This is a genomic window from Peteryoungia wuzhouensis, assembly GCF_003205195.1.
GTDB classification, from domain to species: domain Bacteria; phylum Pseudomonadota; class Alphaproteobacteria; order Rhizobiales; family Rhizobiaceae; genus Allorhizobium; species Allorhizobium wuzhouense.
The window spans coordinates 304,278-328,297 of record NZ_QJRY01000006.1 but is presented as its reverse complement, the minus strand read 5'-3'; the positions used below and the strand labels follow the sequence as shown (position 1 = coordinate 328,297).

The 24,020-nt window shown below is 61.7% G+C and carries 24 protein-coding genes; 9 read left to right on the top strand and 15 right to left on the bottom strand.

Annotated elements, in window-relative coordinates:
* The first annotated feature begins 42 nt into the window (after positions 1-42).
* The 6 genes from DMY87_RS17370 to pufC all read left to right on the top strand — a co-directional run bounded on the left by DMY87_RS17370 (position 43) and on the right by pufC (position 3,931).
* Positions 43-276, top strand: a complete 234-nt coding sequence (locus tag DMY87_RS17370; protein ID WP_110792898.1) for a hypothetical protein — start codon at positions 43-45, stop codon at positions 274-276.
* A 115-nt stretch (positions 277-391) separates the two neighbouring features.
* The gene (gene pufB, locus DMY87_RS17365) at positions 392-613 is read left to right on the top strand and encodes a light-harvesting antenna LH1, beta subunit (RefSeq protein WP_110792897.1); all 222 of its coding nucleotides are present in this window, start codon (positions 392-394) and stop codon (positions 611-613) included.
* Between the two features lie 12 nt (positions 614-625).
* Positions 626-823, top strand: coding sequence for a light-harvesting antenna LH1, alpha subunit (gene pufA, locus DMY87_RS17360; protein WP_110792896.1), 198 nt, complete (start codon positions 626-628; stop codon positions 821-823).
* A 99-nt stretch (positions 824-922) separates the two neighbouring features.
* Positions 923-1,768, top strand: a complete 846-nt coding sequence (gene pufL, locus DMY87_RS17355) for a photosynthetic reaction center subunit L (protein WP_110792895.1) — start codon at positions 923-925, stop codon at positions 1,766-1,768.
* 13 nt (positions 1,769-1,781) lie between these two features.
* Positions 1,782-2,747: a photosynthetic reaction center subunit M gene (pufM, locus tag DMY87_RS17350; protein ID WP_110792894.1), complete on the top strand. Its 966-nt coding sequence runs from the start codon at positions 1,782-1,784 to the stop codon at positions 2,745-2,747.
* An 11-nt stretch (positions 2,748-2,758) separates the two neighbouring features.
* Complete coding sequence (gene pufC, locus DMY87_RS17345; protein WP_110792893.1) at positions 2,759-3,931, top strand: photosynthetic reaction center cytochrome PufC; 1,173 nt, start codon at positions 2,759-2,761, stop codon at positions 3,929-3,931.
* Between the two features lie 157 nt (positions 3,932-4,088).
* Here the strand turns inward: pufC and idi are convergent, their stop codons facing one another.
* From idi to bchF, 15 genes are read right to left on the bottom strand one after another with little or no spacing between them, the layout of a single operon-like run.
* Positions 4,089-4,622 (bottom strand): isopentenyl-diphosphate delta-isomerase, encoded by a 534-nt coding sequence (gene idi, locus DMY87_RS17340; protein WP_110792892.1) that lies wholly within the window; start codon positions 4,620-4,622, stop codon positions 4,089-4,091.
* Positions 4,623-4,676: 54 nt separating this feature from the next.
* A complete protein-coding gene (hemA, locus tag DMY87_RS17335) occupies positions 4,677-5,894 on the bottom strand; it encodes a 5-aminolevulinate synthase (RefSeq protein ID WP_110792891.1) in 1,218 nt (405 codons plus the stop codon).
* Positions 5,894-6,793: a putative photosynthetic complex assembly protein PuhE gene (puhE, locus tag DMY87_RS17330; protein ID WP_110792890.1), complete on the bottom strand. Its 900-nt coding sequence runs from the start codon at positions 6,791-6,793 to the stop codon at positions 5,894-5,896. The genes hemA and puhE overlap by 1 nt, the downstream gene beginning before the upstream one ends.
* Positions 6,794-6,803: 10 nt before the next feature.
* A complete protein-coding gene (gene acsF / locus DMY87_RS17325) occupies positions 6,804-7,853 on the bottom strand; it encodes a magnesium-protoporphyrin IX monomethyl ester (oxidative) cyclase (protein WP_110792951.1) in 1,050 nt (349 codons plus the stop codon).
* 56 nt (positions 7,854-7,909) lie between these two features.
* Positions 7,910-8,215 carry a hypothetical protein gene (locus DMY87_RS17320; RefSeq protein WP_110792889.1) on the bottom strand — a complete coding sequence of 102 codons (306 nt, stop codon included), beginning with the start codon at positions 8,213-8,215 and terminating at the stop codon, positions 7,910-7,912.
* Positions 8,212-8,706 (bottom strand): photosynthetic complex assembly protein PuhC, encoded by a 495-nt coding sequence (puhC, locus tag DMY87_RS17315; protein WP_110792888.1) that lies wholly within the window; start codon positions 8,704-8,706, stop codon positions 8,212-8,214. Before puhC ends, DMY87_RS17320 begins: the two co-directional genes overlap by 4 nt.
* A gap of 9 nt (positions 8,707-8,715) precedes the next feature.
* On the bottom strand, positions 8,716-9,390 hold the full coding sequence (gene puhB / locus DMY87_RS17310) for a photosynthetic complex putative assembly protein PuhB (protein ID WP_110792887.1): 675 nt from the start codon (positions 9,388-9,390) through the stop codon (positions 8,716-8,718).
* The gene (gene puhA, locus DMY87_RS17305; protein ID WP_110792886.1) at positions 9,387-10,166 is read right to left on the bottom strand and encodes a photosynthetic reaction center subunit H; all 780 of its coding nucleotides are present in this window, start codon (positions 10,164-10,166) and stop codon (positions 9,387-9,389) included. The genes puhB and puhA overlap by 4 nt, the downstream gene beginning before the upstream one ends.
* Positions 10,167-10,202: 36 nt before the next feature.
* Complete coding sequence (locus DMY87_RS17300; RefSeq protein WP_110792885.1) at positions 10,203-11,642, bottom strand: BCD family MFS transporter; 1,440 nt, start codon at positions 11,640-11,642, stop codon at positions 10,203-10,205.
* On the bottom strand, positions 11,639-12,355 hold the full coding sequence (gene bchM / locus DMY87_RS17295; RefSeq protein WP_110792884.1) for a magnesium protoporphyrin IX methyltransferase: 717 nt from the start codon (positions 12,353-12,355) through the stop codon (positions 11,639-11,641). The genes DMY87_RS17300 and bchM overlap by 4 nt, the downstream gene beginning before the upstream one ends.
* A gap of 7 nt (positions 12,356-12,362) precedes the next feature.
* The gene (bchL, locus tag DMY87_RS17290; RefSeq protein ID WP_110792883.1) at positions 12,363-13,292 is read right to left on the bottom strand and encodes a ferredoxin:protochlorophyllide reductase (ATP-dependent) iron-sulfur ATP-binding protein; all 930 of its coding nucleotides are present in this window, start codon (positions 13,290-13,292) and stop codon (positions 12,363-12,365) included.
* Positions 13,289-17,062 carry a magnesium chelatase subunit H gene (locus DMY87_RS17285; RefSeq protein WP_110792882.1) on the bottom strand — a complete coding sequence of 1,258 codons (3,774 nt, stop codon included), beginning with the start codon at positions 17,060-17,062 and terminating at the stop codon, positions 13,289-13,291. The genes bchL and DMY87_RS17285 overlap by 4 nt, the downstream gene beginning before the upstream one ends.
* Complete coding sequence (gene bchB / locus DMY87_RS17280; RefSeq protein ID WP_110792881.1) at positions 17,034-18,596, bottom strand: ferredoxin:protochlorophyllide reductase (ATP-dependent) subunit B; 1,563 nt, start codon at positions 18,594-18,596, stop codon at positions 17,034-17,036. Before bchB ends, DMY87_RS17285 begins: the two co-directional genes overlap by 29 nt.
* Positions 18,593-19,897, bottom strand: a complete 1,305-nt coding sequence (locus DMY87_RS17275; protein ID WP_110792880.1) for a ferredoxin:protochlorophyllide reductase (ATP-dependent) subunit N — start codon at positions 19,895-19,897, stop codon at positions 18,593-18,595. Before DMY87_RS17275 ends, bchB begins: the two co-directional genes overlap by 4 nt.
* On the bottom strand, positions 19,894-20,421 hold the full coding sequence (bchF, locus tag DMY87_RS17270; RefSeq protein WP_110792879.1) for a 2-vinyl bacteriochlorophyllide hydratase: 528 nt from the start codon (positions 20,419-20,421) through the stop codon (positions 19,894-19,896). Before bchF ends, DMY87_RS17275 begins: the two co-directional genes overlap by 4 nt.
* A gap of 216 nt (positions 20,422-20,637) precedes the next feature.
* On the opposite strand from bchF, the gene DMY87_RS17265 reads away from it, so the two are divergent.
* The 3 genes from DMY87_RS17265 to chlG are packed head-to-tail and all read left to right on the top strand — an operon-like array spanning position 20,638 to position 24,017.
* Positions 20,638-21,585, top strand: coding sequence for a cobalamin-binding protein (locus tag DMY87_RS17265; protein WP_245408956.1), 948 nt, complete (start codon positions 20,638-20,640; stop codon positions 21,583-21,585).
* Entirely contained in the window at positions 21,582-23,033 is a 1,452-nt protein-coding gene (gene ppsR, locus DMY87_RS17260) for a transcriptional regulator PpsR (RefSeq protein ID WP_110792878.1), read from the top strand. Before DMY87_RS17265 ends, ppsR begins: the two co-directional genes overlap by 4 nt.
* 60 nt (positions 23,034-23,093) lie before the next feature.
* Complete coding sequence (gene chlG / locus DMY87_RS17255) at positions 23,094-24,017, top strand: chlorophyll synthase ChlG (RefSeq protein WP_110792877.1); 924 nt, start codon at positions 23,094-23,096, stop codon at positions 24,015-24,017.
* Positions 24,018-24,020: the final 3 nt, after the last annotated feature.

Below are 24,020 nucleotides of genomic sequence, written 5' to 3'. Positions count from 1 at the left end.
ACGCCGGAACGAGACCCCTTGGGGACCACTGGAGGTGAAGCCATGATCACTGCAACCCGATCCGACCACGACATGCGTCGAACCCGCGACCGCCAGTCCGAGCGCCAGAACATGCGGCGTCTGTATCTGCTGATTTATCCGCTCTGCCTGTTTGCGGCGGTGGCGTCTCGGCTTGCGGGCCATGCCGAAGATGCGAGCCAGCGTCCGACACAATCCGTTTTCGCCGAAGCCCGTTCTGCGGCCTATGCAGCTGCCGGTTACGCCTTCCACGCGTGACCCGATCCCTTTGCCGGTGTTCTCGACATCGGCAGAACCCGGCAGGTCCTTCACACGGCCTTCCGAAACCCCGCCGCGGGGGCGCCGCGGTGTTCGAGACTAGGAGGTGAATTTGATGGCAGAGACATCAAATGTTTCACTTTCGGGTCTGACCGAAAGCGAAGCGCGCGAGGTCCATGGATTCTTCATCCAAGGCTTCATGATATTCACGGCGATTGCCATCGTCGCGCATATCTTGGTCTGGATGTGGCGTCCCTGGATCCCGGGTCCGGAAGGCTACAGCTCTCTCGAGAGCGTTAGCCAGTCGGCTCTCACGCTTCTGCCGATGTTGACCTGAGGAGGAAGCGATATGTGGAGAATCTGGCTTATGTTCGACCCGCGCAAGGCGCTGGTTGCACTGTCTGTATTCCTGTTCACGCTTGCGATCCTGATCCACTTCATCCTGCTGAGCACGGAACGTTTCAACTGGCTGGAGGGCAAGCCCCTCAAGACCAGCTCCCTGGAGCATTCCCTCTCTGAAGGCGTGGAACTCCGGCTCATCGGCTGAAGAACCAAGACGGCAGCGGGCGGCACCTCAGTCTCGCCCGCCGCCAAACGGCATGACCCGACAACGCCGCCTGGCTGATCACCTCTGGAGGAAACGAACATGGCGCTGCTGAGTTTTGAACGCAAATATCGCGTACGAGGCGGGACGCTGCTCGGAGGCGATCTCTTCGATTTCTGGGTAGGGCCGTTTTATGTCGGCTTCTTCGGTGTCACGACGGCCTTTTTCGCCACACTCGGCACCGCGCTATTGATCTATGGCGCGGCCATCGGTCCGACCTGGAACATCTGGCGCATCTCGATCGCGCCACCTGATCTGTCCTACGGCCTGGCTCTTGCGCCGCTGAAGGAAGGCGGCCTCTGGCAGATCGTCACCATGTGCGCCCTTGGCGCCTTTATCTCTTGGGCGCTGCGCGAGGTCGAAATCTGCCGCAAGCTCGGCATCGGCTACCATGTACCTTTTGCCTTTTCGTTCGCGATTTTAGCCTATACGACGCTGGTCGTTTTCCGGCCGTTGCTGCTCGGCGCCTGGGGTCATGGCTTTCCTTATGGCATCTTCAGCCACCTCGACTGGGTCTCGAACGTCGGTTACCAATATCTGCACTTCCACTACAATCCGGCGCATATGATCGCGGTGACCTTCTTCTTCACCACGACGCTCGCGCTGTCCCTGCATGGCGGCCTGATCCTGTCGGCTGCCAATCCGGGCACTTCGATCACGGAAGCCGGCAAGCGGGCCGAAGTGAAGACGCCCGAATACGAAGACACATTCTTCCGCGACATCATCGGCTACTCGATCGGCACGCTGGGCATCCACCGCCTCGGCCTGATTCTGGCGCTGAACGCGGGCTTCTGGAGCGCCGTCTGCATCATCATCAGCGGACCGTTCTGGAACCAGGGCTGGCCGCAATGGTGGAACTGGTGGCTTCAGCTGCCAATCTGGAACTGAGGGGGACCGGATCATGTTCTTAGCGCAGTATCAAAACATCATCACGCCCATACAGGTCCGCGGCCCCCTGGAAGAGGGCATGCCGCTTCCGACGGGTGACAGCCCGCGCGCCGGGAAACCTTTTCTCGTCCACCTGTTCGGAATGATCGGCAACGCCCAGATCGGACCCATCTATCTCGGTTACCTCGGCACGCTGTCGCTGGTCTTCGGCTTCATCGCATTCGAGATCATCGGCCTCAACATGCTGGCCTCGGTCGGCTGGGATCCGATCCAGTTCATCCGTCAGCTGTTCTGGCTGGGGCTTGAGCCGCCACCAGCAAAATACGGCCTCAAGATACTCCCACCACTGGCCGAAGGAGGCTGGTGGTTGATCGCGGGCTTCTTCCTGACAACCTCCGTTCTCCTTTGGTGGGTTCGTGTTTACCGACGTGCCCGCCAGCTGGAAATGGGCACCCATGTGGCCTGGGCCTTCGCGGCCGCGATCTGGCTCTTCCTGGTACTCGGCTTCATCCGTCCGCTGCTGATGGGCAATTTCTCGGAAGCCGTGCCTTTCGGCATCTTCCCGCACCTCGACTGGACCGCCGCCTTCTCGATCCGCTACGGCAATCTCTACTACAATCCCTTCCACTGCCTCTCGATCGTCTTCCTCTACGGCTCGGTCCTGCTGTTTGCGATGCATGGCGCGACGATCCTGGCCGTCGGCAAGTATGGCGGTGAACGGGAACTCGAACAGATTACCGATCGCGGCACGGCCTCCGAGCGCGCGGCCCTCTTCTGGCGCTGGACCATGGGCTTCAATGCCACGATGGAGTCCGTTCACCGCTGGGCCTGGTGGTTCGCCATCCTCACCCCCATCACCGGCGGCATCGGCATCCTGCTCACAGGCACCGTCGTCGACAACTGGTACCTCTGGGGCATCAATCACGGGATCGTCTCCCCGCTGCCGGGCTTTCCCGGTGTCGTCGACCCGGCGCTTTAAGGAGAAGGACGATGAAACTCTGGATTCCCTTCGCCGTCTCCGCCGGCTCCCTGCTGACGATCGCAAGTTTCGTCGGCGCCGGCTGGGATGCGCCACCCGTCGAGACCACACAGATCGGGTCGCGCGGCACAGGCATGTACATCCATCGGGATGTCGAAAAACAGGAAGCCCTCAAGGCGGCAAACGTCGTGCCGCCGGCACCCTGGCAGGCAGATCCTGCGGGTGACAAGGCGCGTGACCTCTACGAAAACGTTCAGGTTCTGGGCGACCTCTCCGATGACCAGTTCAACCAGTTCATGGCCTCGATCACGGAATGGGTGGCGCCGGAGGCCGGCTGCAACTACTGCCACAACCCGGAAAATCTTGCATCCGACGAGCTGTATCAGAAGGTCGTCGCTCGCCGTATGATCCAGATGACCCAGGCCATCAATGTCGACTGGAAGGCCCATGTCGGCCAGGTCGGCGCCACCTGCTACACCTGTCATCGCGGCCAGAGCATCCCCACCAACTATTGGTACGAGGACGTTGAGCCCAAGCCCGCCGGCAACATGACGCAGAACCGCCAGGGCCAGAACGTGGTGGCCAAGTTTGGTGGCGGCACTTCGCTGCCGCAAAACGTTCTCAAAGACTACCTGCTCGATGCGAAGCCGATCCGCGTCCATTCGACGACCGCCCTGCCCACCGGCACCAATCCGGCCGGCACCAAGGAAACGGAAGCGACGTGGTCGCTGATGGTCCACATGTCGGAATCGCTTGGCGTCAACTGCACCACCTGCCACAACACCCGCGCCTTCAATGCCTGGGATGAAAGTCCCCCGCAGCGCGTCACCGCCTGGCATGGCATCCGCATGGTGCGTGATATCAACGCCAACTACCTGGCTGGTCTGACGCCTGTCTTCCCGGATGCCCGCAAAGGTCCGGAAGGTGATGTCTTCAAGGTCGGGTGTGCAACCTGCCACGCCGGCGTGCAGAAACCGCTCTATGGGGTTTCCATGCTGCAAGACTATGTGGATGCATTGACCAAGAAGGGCCCGACAGCCGTTCCGGATTACAGCACCTACCAGCCGGGCACGACCCAGAAGATGGCGCCGGCCGGACAGAGCAGCGCCCTGCCTATGACACCGACATCCCAGACTGCGGCTGTCCTTCTGCCTTCAACGCAGAACCAGACCGCAAACGACTGAGCTCTCCCAAGGCGGGCCGCAAGAAGAAGGGGAGCTCTCGGGCGCCCCTTTTTTTGTCGACATGATGGTTTGGTCCGGAGCAGAGCAAGTCAGCCAAACGGGAGACCGGACTCGGCATATGCCGGCCGATCCATCACGAACGTTGTCTCCGGAGGTTTCAGGCCGCGTCTGCGAAGCTCAGCCCCGGGAAGCGCTGCAGATAGATCCGGAACCAGGGCGTGAAGTCCTCCGGGCGCTCGCGCACCTGGCGCGCAAGCTGGCCGGGCGCGATCCAGCAAACCTCTTCCACTTCGCCTGCGACAGGCTCGACGTGAAGCGTCCGCCTGTCCACCCTGGCGCTGAACAGGGTCACGCGTTCATGTTCTTTCAGCCCCTCGCCAACATCAGCCGCGTATTCGACTGTCTGGTGACGTGTCAGCGGGACCGTAAAACCGAGTTCCTCCGACAGACGCCGCTCGGCGCAATCCTCGACCGTTTCGTCCCAGTGCGGATGCGTGCAGCAGGTGTTCGCCCAAAGGCCGGCACAATGATATTTCGTTGAAGCACGCTTCTGGATCAAAAGCAGGTCGCCATCGAAGACAAAGACAGACACGGCCAGATGCAACTGACCGTCGAGATGCGCCTGCATCTTCTCGATGGGATAAAGCGATCCGTCACCGGCGATCGCCGGGATCATTATGCTGTCCGTCATGCCTGGAGCATCCTGAACTGTCTTTGTGGCAAGCCGATAAGGCCTTTGCCGCGCTTAAGCAACCGCTCTCGCCAGCGCGCACTTCGACCAGAGCGAACAGAGTGCTTCGGCAAGATGCCCGATATCGGCATCGGTATGCAGCGGCGTCGGGGTGATGCGCAGACGCTCTTTGCCGACTGCAACCGTCGGATAGTTGATCGGCTGCACATAGATGCCGAAATCATCGAGCAGCACGTCCGAAATCCACTTGCACTTCGCCGCATTGCCGACCATCACGGGCACGATGTGGCTGGGATTGTGCATATGGGGAATACCTCGCACATCCAGCGCCCGCCGCACCTTGGCAACAGTTGCCTGATGCATATGGCGTTCAAAACTGCTTTCCTTCAGGTGGCGGATCGACGCAGTTGCACCGGCTGCCAATGCCGGCGGGATGGCGGTGGTGAAGATGAAGCCAGAGGCAAAAGAGCGGACGAAGTCGATCAGAACAGCCGGGCCGGTGATATAGCCGCCCATGACGCCAAAGGCTTTGCCCAGAGTGCCCTCGATGACGGTCAATCGGTCCATCAGTCCCTCGCGTTCGGCGACACCGCCACCGCGCGGCCCGTACATGCCGACCGCATGCACTTCATCGAGGTAGGTTATGGCGCCAAACTGATCGGCCACATCGCAGATCTCCTTGATCGGCGAGATGTCACCATCCATCGAATAGACGCTTTCGAAGGCGACGAGCTTTGGGGCGGCTGGATCATCCGCCGCCATCAATTCGCGCAAATGCTTGTAGTCGTTATGACGGAACTGCCGCTTGATGCAGCGCGAATGGCGAATGCCCTCGATCATCGAGGCATGATTGAGCGAGTCCGAATAGCAGATGATGCCCGGGATCTTGGCAAGCAGCGTCCCGAGCGCTGCCCAGTTTGACACATAGCCCGAGGTGAAGATCAGCGCGCCTTCCTTGCCATGCAGATCGGCGAGCTCGCGCTCAAGCAGGACATGATAGTGGTTCGTGCCGGAGATGTTGCGCGTACCACCGGCGCCGGCGCCGCATTTGCGCACGACCTCGATCATGCGTTCGGTCACGAGCGGGTTCTGCCCCATGCCGAGATAATCGTTCGAACACCAGACGGTGACATCGCGCGCCGTCCCGTCACCGTTGTGGAACGAAGCTTTCGGAAAGGCCGAGCAGTGACGCTCCAGATCCGCAAACACCCGGTAATTGCCAGCAGTGTGCAGGCCGGCGAGCGCCTCTTCCATGTGCTGAAAAACAGTCATCAGTCTTTCCTCTTCCCGATCGTGTCTTGTGCAATTGTCGTCCAGGAGGTGTGCGGTACGGACCCAGGCCCACCCTCCTTGAGTGCGGATGCGCCATCCGCCGCAGAGCGAATGGCAAGATTGCCCCGATCCTGCCGCGCCATCGCCCAACGCCAAAGCGCCGTATCGGAAACGGGAAGCACGAGAACGAGATGTTCGACGATGGCGAGCGCCATGAAGGTTGCGAGCAGCGTGTGGCCGACAACCGAATGGGCCTGGGTCGCCCTGCTGGCCCCGACCACGAGAACGGCAAAGAGACCGGCTGCGATCGCCAGGAAGATCGGAAACAGCGGCGTCATCCGATCGGTCTTGAAATAGCTCTTGAGATGCCGAATGCCTTTCGGCATCAACTCGCTGACCGCATGGGGCGCACCGAGGAAGATCACCAGCTTGGCGGAAATGCGCATGCCCCAGAGCAGGCCGAAAGCGGCAAGGCCAAAGAGATTGGCGGAACCGTCGAGCGCGAGCCACAGCGCGATCGCCGTCACCAGAATGGCGATCTCATGATCGCTGACCGCCTCCCAGGCAGCTCGAAAACGGCTAAAGCCTGTCAAGCCCGGTGGGCACTCGCCTGTTCGCCGTCCTGTCAGTATCCCTGTCAGGAAGGCCGCCTCGTGCCAGGCCCAGACGAGGAGGGCACCGAAGAAGCCGACATAGGAGCCGAGCACCGTTGGTTCCCGAGCGCCCCAGAGCATGAGAATGAAGCCAAAGACCCCGACGATCGTCATCAGCGCCATCAGGGTCAGCCCCCTGCCCCGCGGCCCGTCGGAACGATTGACCATGGCAAGCACCAGCCCGGTCGAAAGCCACCATACCGAGATGGCGACCAAAACGACGGCGAGCGGGTGCGTGAGGGTCATCGCAATCTCCTCACCAGACCGGCTGCAGGCGGGACGTGGCGGGAATGGCGTTCGACTTCGTAGGGATGGCATACATCCTGACAAAATTGACCGCTGCGGCAGCCGACCAGAAGCCCTTGGCGATCTTGCCCGAAAGGCCACCCTTCGCATCGGCCGCCATGACCTTGCGATTGATCCGCTCCATGCGGCGGAAGCCTTCATGCAGGGCCGGATTGTCGAGGTCGAGCACGAGCGGGAAGCACTGGCGGGAGATCTCGCTCGTCAGCCGGAAGACCTTCATGTCGTAATCGTCGATGTCGACGCCGAGACCCTTGTGGAAAGCCGGCCGCATGTGGTCGCGCACATACATGGTGGCGAAAACGGCCAAGAGGAAGAACTTGATCCAGTACTTGTTGATGCCTTCCATCAGCCGCTTGTCGGAGCGGATGATCAGCGAGAAGGCCTCGCCATGGGAGAACTCGTCATTGCACCATTCGCGGAACCACTTGAAGATCGGGTGGAAGCGCTTATCCGGATGCTTTTCGAGGTGCCGGAAGATGGTGATGTAGCGGGCATAGCCGATCTTCTCGGAGAGATAGGTGGCATAATAGATGAATTTCGGCTTGAAGAAGGTGTATTTCTTGGCCTTGGCCAGGAAGCCCATGTTCACGCCGATGCCAAAATCCTTCAGAGCATCGTTGATGAAGCCGGCATGGCGGGACTCGTCCCGGCTCATGTAACCGAACAGCTCGCAAATCTCCTGGTTCTTGCCGCGCCGCTTCATCTCCTTGTAGAGCACGCAGCCCGAGAACTCGGAGGTGAGCGAAGAGACGAGGAAGTCGATGAACTCCTCGCGCAGATCGTCCGGCAGGCCGTCGATGTCGATATCGTCCCACTGCTCGTTCCGCTTGAAATGGCCGCGGTTCGGATCGCTCTTCATCTGCGCGATCAGCGCATCCCATTCTGCACGCACCGGTTCGACATTGATCTTGTCCATCTCGTCGAAGTCGGTGGTGTAGAAGCGCGGTGTCAGCATGGTTGAGACGAGCGCGCTGCGGGTCGTGTCATTGACCCCGGCCATGCGTTCCGCGACGGTCGGCTCGTGATCGGAGAGATCAGCAGGCGAAACGTGGTTGTTCATGACAGTGCCCTCTCGGTGAAGCTGAATTCGCACAATTCCATCATGTCGAGATCGCCAGTTGCGCGGATCCAGGCACGCTCGATCGCACCGGCACGGGTGATCGTCGCCTTGCGGCGGAAGTTCTGGCTGGACCCGTAGGGAATCTGGACAGGCGCGCCGTGCACCAGCACCTCGTCACCGGGATGCACCACGATACCGTTGTCGAACCTCAAGTGCGCACCAAGCGCCTCGAAGGTGTTGTTGATCTCGACGGTGCAATCGACCGTCTCCTTCCGTCGCATCAAGGCAAAGACCGGGTTCATTGGTTTTCTCCTCCCTGTGAGCCCAGAAGGGCTTCAAATGCGGCCACGTTGTCGGGACCAAAGGCATCGAGATAGATCCGTTCGCCGGTGCCCGTATCGGACAGGCTGACCGCACCGGCCTCCCACTTGATCAGCCGATAAGGCGTGTCGAACGGCACCTTGGCCACTTGACGCATGCGCTCGAAGGCGCGAAGCGAGCCGCGGACGAATCCACCGGCCTGTGGGCCAAAGCTTGCAATTTGCTGACGTGTTTGGAGGTCTGTAACGACAACAAAGTCAGACATGCTCCGCGTGATCATGACATCCCGCATGGCGACCGGCGCACCCAGCTGCTGCTTGACCAGCCCGAGCCCGGTTGTCTGACCAAACACGATAGCCCCCGCCGTGAAGGCGAGAAGACCGATGAGGCCGAAAAACAACCCGCGCGGCAGGCGGTTTGTTGCCTTGCCCTTGCGGTCCGCCCAGTAGCCGAGATGCGAGGCCGATCCCATGTTGCTCTCCTATTCCGCCGCAACGACGGACGGCGGCAAGGCGCCGGTCGCCGTGTCCTGGACGATGATGCGCGGCTGTTCGGCGCGAGCGCCGCGATACTGGCCAATCGCTGCCGACAGCACGCTCGCGACCTTCTCCGCGTCCGGCAGGTAGATCAGGCTCGGTTCCGGCCTGGAGAAACGAAAGCCACGCACATGCGGCCACTGGATCAACCAGGAGATCCGCTGTTCCGGCAGAAGGCCGATGGCAATCATCCCAGTCTTCCCACCGATCCGGGCAAGGGCCACGCTGTTGATCTGGCGGAAGGGCAGATTGAGCGTCATCGAGATGGCGACGCCAAAACGCATGACGATGCGCTCCGTGGTGATGGTGTAGAGCGTGGTCCTTTCGACAGACCAGGCGAAAAGCTCGATCATGCCGATCAGGACGCCGGACAAGGCGGTGAGGACCGCGACCGAAAAGAGGATGCCGCCCGCAGGCTGACCATCGTTCACACCGGCGATCACCGCCCAGCCGGCGAGGATCAGGAAGTAGCCAACGATCCAGCGGACCTTCAGAAGGTGGCGGGCAACGAGGGCCGAAGACGGCCGCCCCTGCCAGAGGATAACCTCGCCAGCCGGCGGCACGCCGGGAAGCCCCGGCAGCGGCTCGATTTCGTGTTCTTTGATGACGAACTGGCTCACAGCAGCGGCTCCTGACGCAGGCGATCCGCATAAAGGAGACCGGCGCCGAAATAGGCGGCAATCTTGTCTTCCTCGAGCAGGGTCACGAGTTCGGGGCGAGCGGTTGCTGGCACATCGGCGAACTGTGCTGCAGTGATGGCATGCACATAGAGAGACCGGACATTGCCGCGGCCGGTCTGGAAAACGACGAAGTTGTTGGGCAGAAGCACAGTCCTGCCACCGGCGCCTAGCTCTACTTCGTAATAGCGGATGAGATGTTCGGCACGATCTATCCAGACGTCTTTAACGGTGCCGGCAACCTGACGATCGCAGCCGAGCACGGCGAGGCCACGCGGATCAACGGCCCCTTCAGCAAGCCCGAAGCCTTCGGCCACACGCATCGGCACGATACGGGCATCGCCGTGGGCCGTGACATCAGGTTTGTCGGAACGCTCCGCCCAGGAACCGGGGCCTATGCCTGCGAGCAGCGGATTGCCGACCGGCTCGGATGGATAGCCGGGAGCCGGAGCGATACGGCGGCTGGCGAAAGTGCGGGTGTCACGCTTCAGATCGGGCACCTGCTTGATGCCCTGACCATGCGGCAACACGAAGGTCTTCTTCGGCGGCACGAAGAGCCAGGGGCTCTTGTTGTAGCGGCCCGAGACATCCTCTTCGAGCGGATAACCCTCCCGGCGGTCTTCCTGGCGCAGATACCAGATCAGACCTGCGAAGAAGATCCAGAACGCGTAGAGCACCACTTGTGCGACATCGATATTCCCAACCAGCGACCCGGTCATATCAGACCCTCCAGTGTAGAGCGTTTCCGCCGGCCATCAGCCGGGCAGTTCCGCCAATCCAAAACGCATGTCCTGCAGATAGTCCCTCTGATAGCGCCGGCCGGTGAGCGGACCCAAGACAGCCAGGCACAGGAAGAGGAGAATGATTTCAAAGCTGTAGACGACAACGTAACCCGCCGCCGGGGTCGTCATGGCTTCCCCCAGGGAGCCGTTTACGGCGAACGCATTGATCGTGTTTTTGATGACACCGCCGGCAAGCATGGCCGCCCCGATCGCGGTTGCCTGCACGGCACCCCAGGCACCGACGACAAGGCCGCTGTCGGAGCGCTCGGTGATGCCCATCGCGGCCAGCATGGTGCCGACCGCGAACAGACCGCCGCCCAGACCGATACCGAAGGCGCCGAGATGGAAGAGCGCATTGATTTGTAGGGGCTCCGCAAAGATGACGGCGGAGAAGGCACAGATCCCGATCAGCAGGCCACGCGCAGCGATCCGATACATCTGCGCACCATGCTGCAGGCTATGAGCCGCCCAGGCGAAGCCGATCATCGTGCCGAAGGCCCAAAGCCCGGTCAGACGCGTGGTCTCACCGACGGACAGCCCCAGAATTTCGCCTCCATAAGGTTCAAGCAGGATATCCTGCATGGAAAAGGCGGCCGATCCGATGGCGACCGCCAACAGCAGCCGCATCACGCCGGGGGCACTGCGGTAATCGTCTAGTGCGTCGAAGAAGCTCGACAGATCCCGGTCGACGGCGGTGCGGCGGACGTCGCGCGGTTCCTGCTTCCAGATCGCGATGACATTGATGACGATGGTCAGGAGTGCCGTGCCCTGGATGACCTGGATCAGAAGCTTCGGCGAGAAATCGACGAGGAAGATGCTATAGAAGCTGGAAGCGCCGATCATGCCAGCCAAAAGCATGAAATAGAGAAGCGCCACGACCCGCGGGCGTTTCTCCTCCGGCACGAGGTCGCTGGCGAGCGCCAGCCCTGCCGTCTGCGACATATGCATGCCGAAGCCGGTGAGAATGAAGGCAAGGCTTGCACCGGCAGCCCCCGCCCATTCAGGCCCGACGGTCTGCGACTGCAGGAGAAGCAGCGCAAACGGCATGATCGCGAGGCCGCCGAACTGCAGCAGGCTGCCGAGCCAGACATAGGGAACACGCCGCCAGCCCAGCACGGATTTGTAGGTGTCGGACCGGAAACCGAAGAGCAGCCGAAGCGGAGCGACGAGAACCGGAATGGCGACCACCGCCGAGACAAGCGCGACGGAAACGCCGAGTTCGACGATCAGAACACGGTTCAGCGTGCCGGTCAGGAGAACAAGCACGCATCCGGCAGAGACCTGGAACAGCGCCAACCGCAACAACCGCGACAAGGGCATTTCAGCGGTTGCCGCATCCGCAAACGGCATGAATCTCGTTCCGACCCTCTGCCAGAACGCGATCATCTTGCGGTTGGCGGCAGCGATCGTCATGACCGGATCACCTCCATGGCCTGCGATGTGTAGAAACCGACGGCGACCTTGTGGCTGCGGCCGGACTGCCAGTGGGAAAACTCGGGATGATGCAGCATCTCGGCGACCAGGCGTGACGGATCGACCGGATAGATCGCCGGTGCGCGATTGCCGCGCGGGAAAACCTTGCCCGCAGCCAGCATGGCCCGCAGCAGGCGGGATCCCGGCGCCAGCGTGAAGATCATCTGCCGCGAGGTGCGCTCGGCCAGGGTGTGAAGCACGCGAACGGCGTCTGCCGGGCGGTAATGGATCAGCACATCCATTGCGACCACCGCATCGAAGCGACCGTGACGCGGATCGAGCATATCGCCGCTGTGGAAGGTGACCGAACCCTTGAAACGTCCATGGGAGGCTTCGAGCTCATGCGCACGCTGGCGGGCATGGGCAATCATCTGGGCCGAGAGATCGATGCCGACGACGTCTGCGCCGCGTGCAATCAGCTCGAAGGAGAGAACGCCGGAGCCGCAGCCTGCATCGAGGATGCGCCAGCCGGTGAGATCCTGCGGCAGCCAGGACGCCAGCGTGCCGCGCATTTCTTCCCGACCCTTGCGGACCGTCGCGCGAATGCCGCTCACCGGCTGGTCGCCGGTCAGACGCTTCCACGCATCGAGCGCGGTGCGATCGAAGTAGTGCTCGATTTCCCCGGTGCGTCTGATGTAGTCGACCTGGCTCATGACAACCTCACTCGAAGCCGAGAAATTCGAAGATTTCCCGGTCCTTCATCGGTTCGGCCTCAAGCGCTGGCGTGCCGGCCCAGAGGCGCTCGGCCAATTGCATATATTCCTTCTGGATGCCGAGGATCTCCAGGCTGTCGCCCATCTCGAACAGCGTGCTTTTCTTCAGCCGGCTGAGCCGCACATGGTCGCTGTCGGGCACATGGGCGAGGCGTGTCAGCCCGATCGCCGCGTTGTAGCGATCGATCTGGTCCGTCTCGCGCGAGCGATTGGCGATCACACCGCCCAGCCTGACGTCGTAGTTCTTCGACTTCGCCTTGATGGCGGCAACGATGCGGTTCATCGCGAAGATGGAATCGAAGTCATTGGCGGCGACGATGACTGCCCGCTCTGCATGCTGCAGCGGCGAGGCAAAGCCACCGCAGACGACATCGCCGAGCACATCGAAGATGACAACATCCGTGTCGTCGAGCAGGTGATGCTCCTTGAGGAGTTTCACCGTCTGGCCGACGACATAGCCGCCGCAACCGGTACCAGCAGGCGGACCGCCGGCTTCAATGCACTGCACGCCGTTATAGCCCTCGACCATGTAGTCTTCCGGGCGAAGTTCCTCGGAATGAAAATCGACCTTTTCCAGCACGTCGATGACGGTCGGGATCAGGCTCTTGGTGAGCGTGAAGGTGGAATCATGCTTCGGATCGCATCCGATCTGCAGCACGCGCTTGCCGATCTTGGAAAAGGCGACCGAGAGATTGGAGGAGGTCGTCGATTTGCCGATCCCGCCCTTGCCATAGATGGCGAAGACCTTGGCGCCGTCGATTTCCATGGTCGGGTCGAGATGGACCTGCACGCTGCCCTCGCCATCCGAGCGTTCCCGGAGCTTCTCGGCGATGCGCGCCTCGCGTTCGGCGATCTTGCCATGGGTGTAGATGTTCATTGGGCAGCCTCCCTGACCAGCCCCTCGAGACGGTCTTCCAATTCTTCACCGGCCTGTTTCAGGGCGGCCAGCGTTTCGGTATCCGGCTGCCAGTAATTGCGCTCATGCGCCTCAATCAGCCGGTTGGCGACGCGGGCGGCCGAAGCCGGATTGAGTGTGGAAATCCGCTCACGCATGGCATCGTCGAGCACGAAAGTTTCGGTGATCTGCTGGTAAACCCAGGGGTCGACGCCGCCGGTCGTTGCCGACCAGCCGAGCGTGTTGGTGACCTGCGCCTCGATATGGCGCACACCCTCATAGCCATGCTTCAGCATGCCTTCGAACCATTTCGGGTTCAGCGTGCGGGTGCGGGTTTCGAGCGCCACCTGTTCGCCGAGCGTGCGCACACGGCCCTCGCCCTGCGTCTGGTCGGAGATGAAGACTGGAAGCGTGGTACCTCCCTTGGCCTTCGAGACCGCCTTGCTAAGCCCACCAAGCGTATCGAAGTAGTGCTCGATCGTGGTGATGCCGATCTCGACCGAATCGAGGTTCTGATAGGCCATGTCGACATGTTCGAGCATGCTATCGAGAACATCGGCCTGATGGCTCGTCTTGCCCTTGTGATTGATCGCGAAGCTCTTGCGGTTGCTGTAGGTCTGCGCGATTTCCTCGTCGTCATCCCAGGCGGACGAAGAGATCAGCATATTGACATTGGCGCCATAGGCGCCGTCGGCATTGGAGAAAACCCGGTAGGCCGCCGCTTCGAGATCGCAGCCATGGCTCTCGCAATAGGAAAGCGCGTGCTTACGGATGAAGTTCATCTCGACCGGCTCGTCCGCCGTCGCAGCCAGATAGCTCGCCTCGGCCAGCATGCTCGCCTGGATCGGCAGAAGATCGCGGAAGATGCCCGACAGGGTCATGACCGCATCGATGCGGGGACGCTTCAGCTCCGCGAGCGGGATCAGCGTGGCGCCGCAGACGCGGTTATAGGCATCGAGCCTTGGCCTTGCACCCATCAGCGCCATGGCCTGGGCAAGCGGCGCCCCGCCCGTCTTCAGATTGTCCGTGCCCCAGAGCACAACGGCAACCGTCTCCGGCAAACGCCCATCGGCCTGCATGTACCGCTCAAGGACGCGTGCTGCCTGGCGCTCACCATCCTGAACGGCGAAGGCGCTCGGAATGCCGAAGGGATCGAAACCATGGATGTTGCGACCAGTCGGCAGCATCTCAGGCGTGCGGATCAGATCACCGGAGGGTGACGGCGGCACGTAGCGGGCATCAAGCGCCCGGATAAGGCCGTCGAGTTCGCGGTTCGTCATGAGCTCCGAATTCATCGCCTTCAGGCGCGCGATGCTTTCTTTCAGATCCGGCGAACCGGCATTTTCAGATTGAGCAACCGCCAATTCGTCGCCAGCCGCAATGGCCAGCAGAAGCGCCTGCCGATCGGCATGGCCGACGATGGCCGGCATACCGGCACTGACATGCTCCAGCATGTCGAGCCGCTCGTCATGTCCCATGCCGCGACCGGCAACATGCAGACCATGCGGGATCAGCGCATATTCAAGCTCGGCCATTTCCGCGACCAGGGACTGGATGACCTCGCCTTCCGTCTGGACGAGACTGTCACGACCAAGTTCGAGTTGGGCTGCCTGCACCTGGATGAGTTCGAACAAGCGCTCGCGCTCGACCAGTGCGTCAGGCGCGGCCTGTCTGTAGCGGTCAAGGCTCGCCTTGAGTTCGCTCAGGCCCTTGTAGAGACCGGCATGCGTGATCGGCGGCGTCAGATAGGAAATGAGCGTCGCAGCCGAGCGGCGCTTGGCGATCGAACCTTCGGACGGATTGTTCGCGGCATAGAGATAGAAATTCGGCAGTGCGCCCAGCAGGCGGTCCGGCCAGCAGCTTGCCGACAGACCGACCTGCTTGCCCGGCATGAATTCAAGCGCACCATGGGTACCGAAATGCAGGACGGCATCCGCTTTCCAGGTTTCGCGCAGATAGCGATAGAAGGCAGCAAAGGCATGGTTCGGGGCAAAGCCGCCCTCGAAGAGCAGCCGCATCGGATCGCCTTCGTAGCCGAAGGGTGGCTGAATGGCGACGAGCAGCTTGCCGAACTGGCGGCCAAGCACGAAGAGACCACGGCCATTGCTCAGAACACGCCCAGGGGCCGGGCCCCAGTGTGCCTCGATGTCGGCGAGATGCCGCTCGCCACGCACGTGGTCATCGGCCGAAATAACGGTGTGAACATTGGCTTCGGCGCCGTAAAGTGCGGCATTGCCTTCGAGGATCGCAAGCCGCAAAGCTTCGGCATCTTCGGGCACGTCGACGTCGTAACCCTCGGCCTTCAGCCGCGTCATCGTCTCGAACAGGCTGTCGAACACCGAGAGAAAGGCGGCCGTGCCGATGCTGCCGCTGTTGGGCGGAAAATTGAAGATCGTGACCGCAAGGCGACGTTCGAGACGGGACGCCCGGCGCAGATCGACCATCGCAGCCAGCCGGTCGGCCAACAACGCCACCCGCTCGTCGTCAGGCTGCATGCAGGCGCGACCTGAGGGGCAGGCATTGAGCTGGCGCGAGCAGATGCAGGCCTTGGCCTTGGCCGCACCATCGGACCGACCGCCGAAGACCATCGAGCCGATCGCCCCATCGAGTTCCGGGATCGCCACCATCAACGTCGTTTCGATCGGCGTCAGCCCTTGGCTCGACTGAACCCAAGCTTCGCGCGTCTGGAATTCAGTGACGAAGGCCGAGAAATAGGGAACGTCCAGTCTTTCCAACAGCGCGGCCGCAGCCTCAGCATCGCTATAGGCAGGACCACCGACCAATGAGAACCCGGTCAAAGAGCAAAGGGCATCGATTTTCACACCGGCTGCACCGCCGGTCATGTAACGCCCGATCGCGCCGCGCATGTCGAGCCCGCTGCAGAAGACGGGCACGACGTTGAAGCCACGCATCTCCAGCTCGCGAATGACCCGGTCGTAATGACCTGTATCGCCGGAGAGAATGTAGGTCCGCATCAGCAGAAGACCGATCGTTCCACGCGCCCCGGGCTTGAACGGCATGGCGGACAGCTGGGTCGTGACACGCGGCTTCAGACCCGGGTGATAGAGACCCATATCGGGATACTCGACGGGATCGCCCACGGTCACCCGGCCCTGAAGCCCCTTGCGCTCGCCTTTGGCATACTTGCCGACCAGCAGGCGCACCATATTGGCGATGTTCTCGTCCGAGGCCGCGATGCGGTATTGCAGCGTCAGGAAGTAGTTCCGCACATCCTGCGCCGTGCCGGGAATGAAGCGCAGGAGCTGCGGCAGACGACGCAACATGGCAAGCTGGCGCTCGCCGGCGGTGCGGCCACTATCCTTGCCGTCGCGTGAACTCTTGCCGCGAAGCTTCTTCAGGAGCGCGAGCGGCCCCTTCTGCTCTTCGCTCATCTTGAAGCGGCCCATAGTCGTGTATTTCATGATCGTGCCGGCGGACATGCAGCAGACCATGGCGTCACATTCGCGATGCCGGGCTTCGAGCACGTCGGCGATGGCGCGCACATGCTCTTCGACGAAGATCATCGAGATGATGATGATGTCGCCGGCAAGGATCGCCGACCTGCAAGCGTCGAGGCTCGCGGGATTGTCGTTCCAGTCAGTCGCCGCATGCACGGAAAGCGTCAGTCCCGGCAGATCGCGCGAAAGGCTGCGACGGGCATCATCGACCGCAGCCACGATATGGTTGTCGAGGGTTACCAACACCACCCGGACCGGGGTGCTGTCAGCGGGCGAAATGGGCTTTCGCGTCATACAGCGTCTCCACGGTGATCGGGCGGATACCCTTGCGGGTGGCGAAAAGTTCGGTATTGCGGCGTGCCTTGCCTCGGACGAAGAAGGGAACCTTCTTGAGCTCGCGCTCGGCATCAGGTGTCCAGACGGCATCCTCTGACGGCGCTTGGGCCATCAGCATGGTCCCGCCGTCAACCTCTCCTGCAGCGTCAGCGGAAGCGGCAGAGGGAGAATGGCCATGCAGATGCGAGGCCTGGGCTTGGTCGTAGAACTCGAAGTCGTCGCGGAACATCTGCAGAAGGTGCTCTTCGAGCCCCATCATCAGCGGATGGACCCAGCTGTCGAAGATCACGTTCGCGCCTTCGAAGCCCATTTGCGGCGAGTAACGGGCCGGGAAATCCTGGACATGCACGGGGGCCGAAATGACGGCGCAGGGAACCCGCAGCCGCTTGGCGATGTGGCGCTCCATCTGCGTTCCCAGCACCAGCTCGGGCCGGGCATCAATGATTGCCTGCTCGACGTCGAGATGGTCGTCGGAAATCAAGGCCTCGACGCCGAACTCTTCCGCAGCTTCGCGCACTTCGCGGGCAAATTCGCGCATATAGGTGCCGAGACCGCAGACCTTGAAGCCCAGTTCTCGGGCAGCGATCCGGGCCGCAGCAATCGCATGGGTCGCATCGCCGAAGACGAAGACGCGCTTGTTGGTGAGGTAATTGCTGTCGATGGAGCGTGAATACCAGGAGGCGCGATCCTCGGCCTCGCCGATGGGCTGATCGTTCGACAGGCCGGCGAGTGCGCGCACTTCGGCAAGGAAGGTCCGCGTCGCGCCAACGCCGATCGGCACGGTCGAGACGAAGGGCATGCCGAACTGCTTCTTGAGGTAGCGTGCAGCGCTCTCGCCGATTTCCGGATAGAGCACGATGTTGAAGGCAGCGTCCGGCAGGCGGGCGAGATCGTCGACTGTCGCCCCAAGAGGCGCCACGACGCGAACATCGATGCCGTTTGCGGCGAGCAGCCGGCAGATTTCCGTGACGTCGTCGCGGTTGCGGAAACCGAGCGCCGAGGGGCCAAGAATGTTGCAGCTGTTCGGCCCGACTTGGGCCGGACGTTCGCGCCCTGCGGTAAAGCCCCGGACGAGCCGATAGAAGGTCTCGGCGGCACCCCAGTGCTCCTTCTTCTGGTAGGAAGGCAGCTCCAGCGGCACGACAGGAATTTCGACATCAAGAGTGCGGGCAAGCCCCGCCGGATCATCCTGCAGCAGTTCGGCCGTGCACGACGCACCCACCAGAAGCGCATCCGGCTGGAAGCGCTCGACCGCATCGCGGCAGGCCGTCTTGAACACATCAGCCGTGGAGCCTGCGAGATCGCGCGCCTGGAAGGTCGTGTAGGTGACCGGCGGGCGCGACGGGCGCCGCTCGATCATGGTGAAGAGCAGATCGGCATAGGTGTCGCCCTGCGGCGCATGCAGAACATAGTGCACGCCCTTCATCGAAGCAGCGATCCGCATGGCACCCACATGCGGCGGTCCTTCATAGGTCCACATTGTGAGTTTCATGATACGACCCTCCGGTTGCCGGAGCGGTCGCCCGCGATCATGACCTTGCGTGTCAGCGGGCGGGCAAAGAGTTCGGCCAGATCGCCGGCCTGCTCGTAACCCTGGATCGGGGTGAAGGCGAATTCGATCGACCACTTGGTGACGATGCCCTGAGCCTCGAAGGGATTGGCAAGGCCCATGCCGCACACGACAAGGTCGGGTTTGGCAGCGCGGCAGCGGTCGATCTGGATCTCGACGTCCTGGCCCTCGGAAATGGAGACTCTCGGCGGCAACATGGCGAGTTCCCCGGCCACGTGCTCACGATGCAGATAAGGGCTGCCGACTTCGATGATCTCGGCGTCGAGCTCTCGGCTGAGATAACGGCCAAGCGACGGCTCGAGCTGACTGTCGGGAAAGAGGAAGACCCGCTTGCCCTCGATCGTCGGACGGTAGTGGGCGGTCGCTTCGAGCGCGCGGCGGCGCGGAGCTTCGGTGACGGCGGCAAAACGGGCCGGTGACACCCCAAACGTATCGGCAATCGCCTTCAACCATGCCGTCGTGCCTTCTTCGCCGAGCGGGAAGAGGGCATTGATGCGCGTCGCGCCGAGGCTCTCAAGGGCAGCCGCCGTGGCCCCAAGATAAGGTTGCGCCAGAACGAAGCGCGTATTCGGCCCGATCCTGGGCAGGCGGTCGCTGCTGCGGCCGGGCAGGAAGACGACATCTTCGAGGCCGAGATCATCGAGCAGGCGGGCAAACTGGTCTTCCACGACATCGGCGACGGAACCGGCGACGACGAGCTTCGCGACCTTGTCGCTGGCGCCATGCACGGACTGGTCGCGCACCAAGGCGGCGAGAAAGTTGTCTTCGCCCTGGGTGAAGGTCGTTTCGATCCCGCTGCCGGAATAGCAGAGCACACGGGGCTTGGAGCCGTAACGGCGATCAAGGCGCTCTGCCGCACGGTTGAGATCGAACTTGATCACTTCCGACGGACAGGAGCCCACCAGCACCAGCATGCGGATATTCGGGCGACGCTCAAGCAGGCGAGCGACCTCGCGGTCGAGTTCATCATGCATGTCGACCATGCCCGCGAGATCGCGCTCTTCCATGATAGCTGTCGCGAAGCGCGGCTCCGAGAAGATCATGACACCGGCCGCGGACTGGATGAGATGGGCGCAGGTTCGAGAACCCACCACCAGGAAGAAGGCATCCTGCACCTTGCGATGCAGCCAGATGATCGAGGTCAGCCCGCAGAAAACCTCGTGCTGACCGCGCTGGCGGATCGTCGCGGAAGGTGTGGCGCAGGAGACGAGTGGCTGGTTCATGGCGTGCTCCCCGAAAGCGAGGAGCCATTGCCGAGCGCCAAGGCCCTGCCGGCCTGGTCGAGCCGTGCCAGGCGCAGCTTCCAGAGAAACTGCCCGGCATTGATGAGGTAGGTCAGATAGGCGGCAAGCGCGAGCGCCATCAACGCGCCGGATGTCAGCGCGCCCGTGAACAGAGCAAGCAGATACGCCGTGTGCCACGCCAGCACCAGGATGGAAAAGACATCTTCCCAGAAGAACGGCCGGGCAAAGAGGTAGCGGCCGAAGACAACCTTTTCCCAGATCGAACCCGTGATCATGATGGAATAGAGCGTCAGCGTCTTCACCACGATCGAAAACTCAGCCGCGATGAGGCCTTCGCCGGTCGCGAGATACCGCAGGATCAAACCGACGCTGACAAGAAAAATAAGGAACTGGACGGGAGCGAGGATGCCCTGCACCAGCGTCCAGACAGTTTCGTCGCGTCTGCGGCGTTCGTCTGCCGTATAGAGGGCGCGGCCAGATGCCGATGGTTTGGGTATGCGCATGGCAGTCCATCCCTTCTCCCATCCCCTCCCAAGGGCAATCGGGATTAACGGAAGACTACGCTCCAGACAATCAAAGTGTCAACTTAGGTTGACGTATATTTTCATTTACAGAAACACAAACTGGGTTCATTCTGTCCTGGCTCGTCTGACGGGATGCCTACCGTCCACGCCTGACGCCGCACAGGTTCGGTTTCGCGGATGAGGGGCTCACGCGGGATGATTGACGGATCACTTCAGGGCGAGAACAACTGGCCAAATGACCCAAAATCGTCGCGTTGCGAGGGCTTGAAGCCGTTCGTGAGGCTTGCCGCGGAGCGCAAGAGAGCATACCTAACCCAAAGTGACGGAGAAAAGCTCCGTCGCCTGATCGAGGGGACGGTGGCTTCGATGACGGCCGAGAAGCTTTCGGCGCGTTACGACCGGGGGCTGGAGCACGATCGCCTTTACGAGAAGGCGCTCGCAGAGTTTCGTTTTCTTATTCTCAATCCCCGTACCCGCCTCGCCTCTCTTCGAGCCTTTCTCGAACACCAATTGCCAGCCGGTCGCCCCTTTTACGTCAAGGTCCTTTTCCTCGAGACGGTTGCTCGCCTGCTGGGCAGGGAGTGGGTGTCGGACGACTGCGATTTCATCGACGTCACGATTGGCAGCGCGCGACTGCAGGAATTGGCAACATCACTCTCGCTCGAACTGTGCGACGCCGGGCGAGAGGCGCCCTGCGCCCTGATCCTGACGCCATCGGGCGAGCAACACACGCTGATGCCGCACCTGATCGGGTTGCTCTTCGAAAGTCTCGGTTGGGCAAGCCAGGTACTGGACCCGGCGGCGACGAAAACGCCTGCGCTCGGGCGCGCACTTGAAGGTGCCGATATCGCCTGCATCGGTTGGAGCAATATACGCCTGGCGGCCGAATTCAAAAGCCTCGTCCAGGATGTGCGCAAGCTGCGTGGAGAGGCGCGTCTACCCCTCGTTGTCGGAGGCGCCGCAGCCCTGGATTCCGTTGATTTTCTTGTAGGTTTGGGGATTGACTGCATCTGTGACAGCGTTTACTCCGCCGTGAAGATCTGCGACAGTTACTATGAATTGGAAAGAATCAGCCAGCAGGCTCGCGCCGCCGGCCGAACAGCAGTGGTTACACCCAGCGGAATCGATTGGCTCACTCCATGAAGCCACTGAACGGTCATAGCGGTACGGATGGGTTTGCAGTTGCAGACAGCCTGCTGAAGACCCTCGACCTGGATTCGATCGGTTCGCTCGTCAGCCTCGGCGCCGATGTCGTGATGCTGATCGACCACAGCGCCATCATCTCCCAGATCTATCTCGCAGGGAACGATCTGGCAGACTACGGCTTGGCGAAGACCGTCGGAAAACGCCTGCAGGATTGCGTCACGATGGAGTCGGTCCCGAAGATCGACTCCATGCTGTCTGCTGGCAGCCATCACCATCCCGTGCGCGGTTACCAGGTCAACCACAAATGCGCCGGCAAGCCCGATCTGCCGGTCGTCTATTCCGCCTATAGTGCCAAGGACTTTCCCTATACGATCGTTGTCGGCCGCGAGTTGCGCCAGCAGATGCATGACCAGCAGCGTCTCGTGCAAACGCAACTGGAGCTGGAAGCCGACTACCGCGAACTGAAGGAAGCCGAAACCCGCTACCGTACCGCCTTCAAGGTCGCGACAGTGGCTTATGTCATGCTGGACGGCGAGCGGCGCACGATCCTTGACGCCAATCCGGCAGCCGCATCTCTGCTCTCCACCACGGCCGCTCCCCTCTCGGGGAAATCGATCCGCGATCTGTTCGGAAAACATGAACGGGATCGCCTTGGCGACGCAATCAGTGAAGCTCGCCACAGCCCGAACCCGGTACATCTGGATGGCATCAGCATTGCCAAGGGTCAGTCGATCTCGCTGACACTGCGTTCCTATCGGGAAAACGGCATCACGAATGTGCTGCTCGCGCTCTGGCCATCGGAGCAAGATCTGGAGAGCAAGCGCCAGCGCACGGAAAAGCCGGTCGGCATTGCGGAGATTGGCCTCGCGGACCTGCCGGAAGCGGTGGTGCAGACGGATACGGATGGCGTTGTGCTTGCTGCCAACACCCTGTTTCTCGACCTGATCCACGCCCCGTCGATGGCACAGGTTCTTGGCCGCAACGTTGCCTCCTGGTTTACCGGCGCTTCCATCGACATTCGCGTCCTGTACACGCGGCTGCTTGATGAGCCTTGCGTGCGCGGCTTCACATCAACGCTGACGGACAATCTTTCGGCCGAGAGCGCCGTCAGCATTTCCGCCCGATTGAACCCCACGAATGGTACGGTGCAACTGATCGTCATGCCGCAGGCAACAAGCGCCGAACGCCTGACCATTCCCTCCCCCGGAGTATCCGACCAGGCGGAAGGTTTTTCGGCCCTTGTCGGCAAGGTCCCGCTGAAGGATCTCATGCGGGAATCGCTCGATGTGATCGAAAAGATCTGCATCGAAGCAGCCCTTGACCAGACCAACAACAACCGCGCCTATGCCGCTGAAATTCTCGGCCTGTCGCGTCAGAGCCTCTACATCAAGCTGCGCCGTCACGGCCTTGAAGACTATCGTCCCGGCAGCGGACAGGCGAGCTGAACGACACAGCGACTGTCAATTTAAGTTGACACATTCATGGGTGCGGCATAGCCTTCTCCCATGGCCCAGATCCCGTCCCACGTACCGGCAGCATCCTACCCGTCGCCTGCGGCGGTGGTGCAGTTGCTGAAGCCGATCACCTGGTTTCCGCCGATGTGGGCCTATGCCTGCGGCGCCATCGCATCCGGCGCCGGCATGGGTGACAGGTGGCTCCCGATCGCGACCGGCATCCTTCTCGCCGGTCCCCTGCTCTGCGGCACCAGCCAGGCCGTCAATGACTGGTTCGACCGGCATGTCGATGCCATCAACGAACCGGACCGCGTCATTCCCTCCGGCCGAATGCCGGGGCAATGGGGGCTCGCTGTTGCCATCGCCATGTCAGCATTGTCGATGGCTGTTGCGGGTCTGCTCGGTCCCCTCGTGTTCATGGCTGCACTCTGCGGGCTTGCGCTGGCCTGGGGTTACAGCGCGCCACCCTTCCGCTTCAAGCAGAATGGCTGGATCGGCAATGGTGTCGTGGGCCTCAGCTACGAAACATTGCCCTGGATCACGGCGGCAACCGCTGCCCTAGGCCATGCCCCACCCACGATCACCATCCTCGTCGCCCTTCTTTACGGGCTCGGTGCCCACGGCATTCTCACCCTCAACGACTTCAAGTCGATCAGGGGCGATCGCGAAATGGGTGTCGCAAGCTTGCCGGTGCTGCATGGACCGGACATGGCCGCGCGGATCGCCTGCGTGGTGATGGCAACGACGCAACTGGGGGTGATCCTGCTTTTGGCGCAGCAGGGGCTTTCGACCGGCGCAGCCCTCGTCACCCTTGTTCTTGTGCTGCAGGGTCTCTGCATGCTGCGTTTCCTCAGGGATCCCGAAGGCAAAGCCGTCTGGTATTCGGCTTTCGGTGTCGGGCTCTATGTCAGCGGCATGATGGCCGCAGCAATCGCCTTGCGTGAGTCATCGCTTGCGGCGATGACGGTCGGTTAGGAG

Excerpts from the sequence above, each read along its gene's own strand:
- DMY87_RS17370 (WP_110792898.1), top strand. The coding sequence starts at position 43 with ATGATCACTGCAACCCGATCCGACCACGACATGCGTCGAACCCGCGAC.
- pufB (WP_110792897.1), top strand. The coding sequence starts at position 392 with ATGGCAGAGACATCAAATGTTTCACTTTCGGGTCTGACCGAAAGCGAA.
- pufA (WP_110792896.1), top strand. The coding sequence starts at position 626 with ATGTGGAGAATCTGGCTTATGTTCGACCCGCGCAAGGCGCTGGTTGCA.
- pufL (WP_110792895.1), top strand. The coding sequence starts at position 923 with ATGGCGCTGCTGAGTTTTGAACGCAAATATCGCGTACGAGGCGGGACG.
- pufM (WP_110792894.1), top strand. The coding sequence starts at position 1,782 with ATGTTCTTAGCGCAGTATCAAAACATCATCACGCCCATACAGGTCCGC.
- pufC (WP_110792893.1), top strand. The coding sequence starts at position 2,759 with ATGAAACTCTGGATTCCCTTCGCCGTCTCCGCCGGCTCCCTGCTGACG.
- idi (WP_110792892.1), bottom strand. The coding sequence starts at position 4,622 with ATGACGGACAGCATAATGATCCCGGCGATCGCCGGTGACGGATCGCTT.
- hemA (WP_110792891.1), bottom strand. The coding sequence starts at position 5,894 with ATGACTGTTTTTCAGCACATGGAAGAGGCGCTCGCCGGCCTGCACACT.
- puhE (WP_110792890.1), bottom strand. The coding sequence starts at position 6,793 with ATGACCCTCACGCACCCGCTCGCCGTCGTTTTGGTCGCCATCTCGGTA.
- acsF (WP_110792951.1), bottom strand. The coding sequence starts at position 7,853 with ATGGCCGGGGTCAATGACACGACCCGCAGCGCGCTCGTCTCAACCATG.
- DMY87_RS17320 (WP_110792889.1), bottom strand. The coding sequence starts at position 8,215 with ATGAACCCGGTCTTTGCCTTGATGCGACGGAAGGAGACGGTCGATTGC.
- puhC (WP_110792888.1), bottom strand. The coding sequence starts at position 8,706 with ATGGGATCGGCCTCGCATCTCGGCTACTGGGCGGACCGCAAGGGCAAG.
- puhA (WP_110792886.1), bottom strand. The coding sequence starts at position 10,166 with ATGACCGGGTCGCTGGTTGGGAATATCGATGTCGCACAAGTGGTGCTC.
- DMY87_RS17300 (WP_110792885.1), bottom strand. The coding sequence starts at position 11,642 with ATGACGATCGCTGCCGCCAACCGCAAGATGATCGCGTTCTGGCAGAGG.
- bchM (WP_110792884.1), bottom strand. The coding sequence starts at position 12,355 with ATGAGCCAGGTCGACTACATCAGACGCACCGGGGAAATCGAGCACTAC.
- bchL (WP_110792883.1), bottom strand. The coding sequence starts at position 13,292 with ATGAACATCTACACCCATGGCAAGATCGCCGAACGCGAGGCGCGCATC.
- DMY87_RS17285 (WP_110792882.1), bottom strand. The coding sequence starts at position 17,062 with ATGACGCGAAAGCCCATTTCGCCCGCTGACAGCACCCCGGTCCGGGTG.
- bchB (WP_110792881.1), bottom strand. The coding sequence starts at position 18,596 with ATGAAACTCACAATGTGGACCTATGAAGGACCGCCGCATGTGGGTGCC.
- DMY87_RS17275 (WP_110792880.1), bottom strand. The coding sequence starts at position 19,897 with ATGAACCAGCCACTCGTCTCCTGCGCCACACCTTCCGCGACGATCCGC.
- bchF (WP_110792879.1), bottom strand. The coding sequence starts at position 20,421 with ATGCGCATACCCAAACCATCGGCATCTGGCCGCGCCCTCTATACGGCA.
- DMY87_RS17265 (WP_245408956.1), top strand. The coding sequence starts at position 20,638 with ATGATTGACGGATCACTTCAGGGCGAGAACAACTGGCCAAATGACCCA.
- ppsR (WP_110792878.1), top strand. The coding sequence starts at position 21,582 with ATGAAGCCACTGAACGGTCATAGCGGTACGGATGGGTTTGCAGTTGCA.
- chlG (WP_110792877.1), top strand. The coding sequence starts at position 23,094 with ATGGCCCAGATCCCGTCCCACGTACCGGCAGCATCCTACCCGTCGCCT.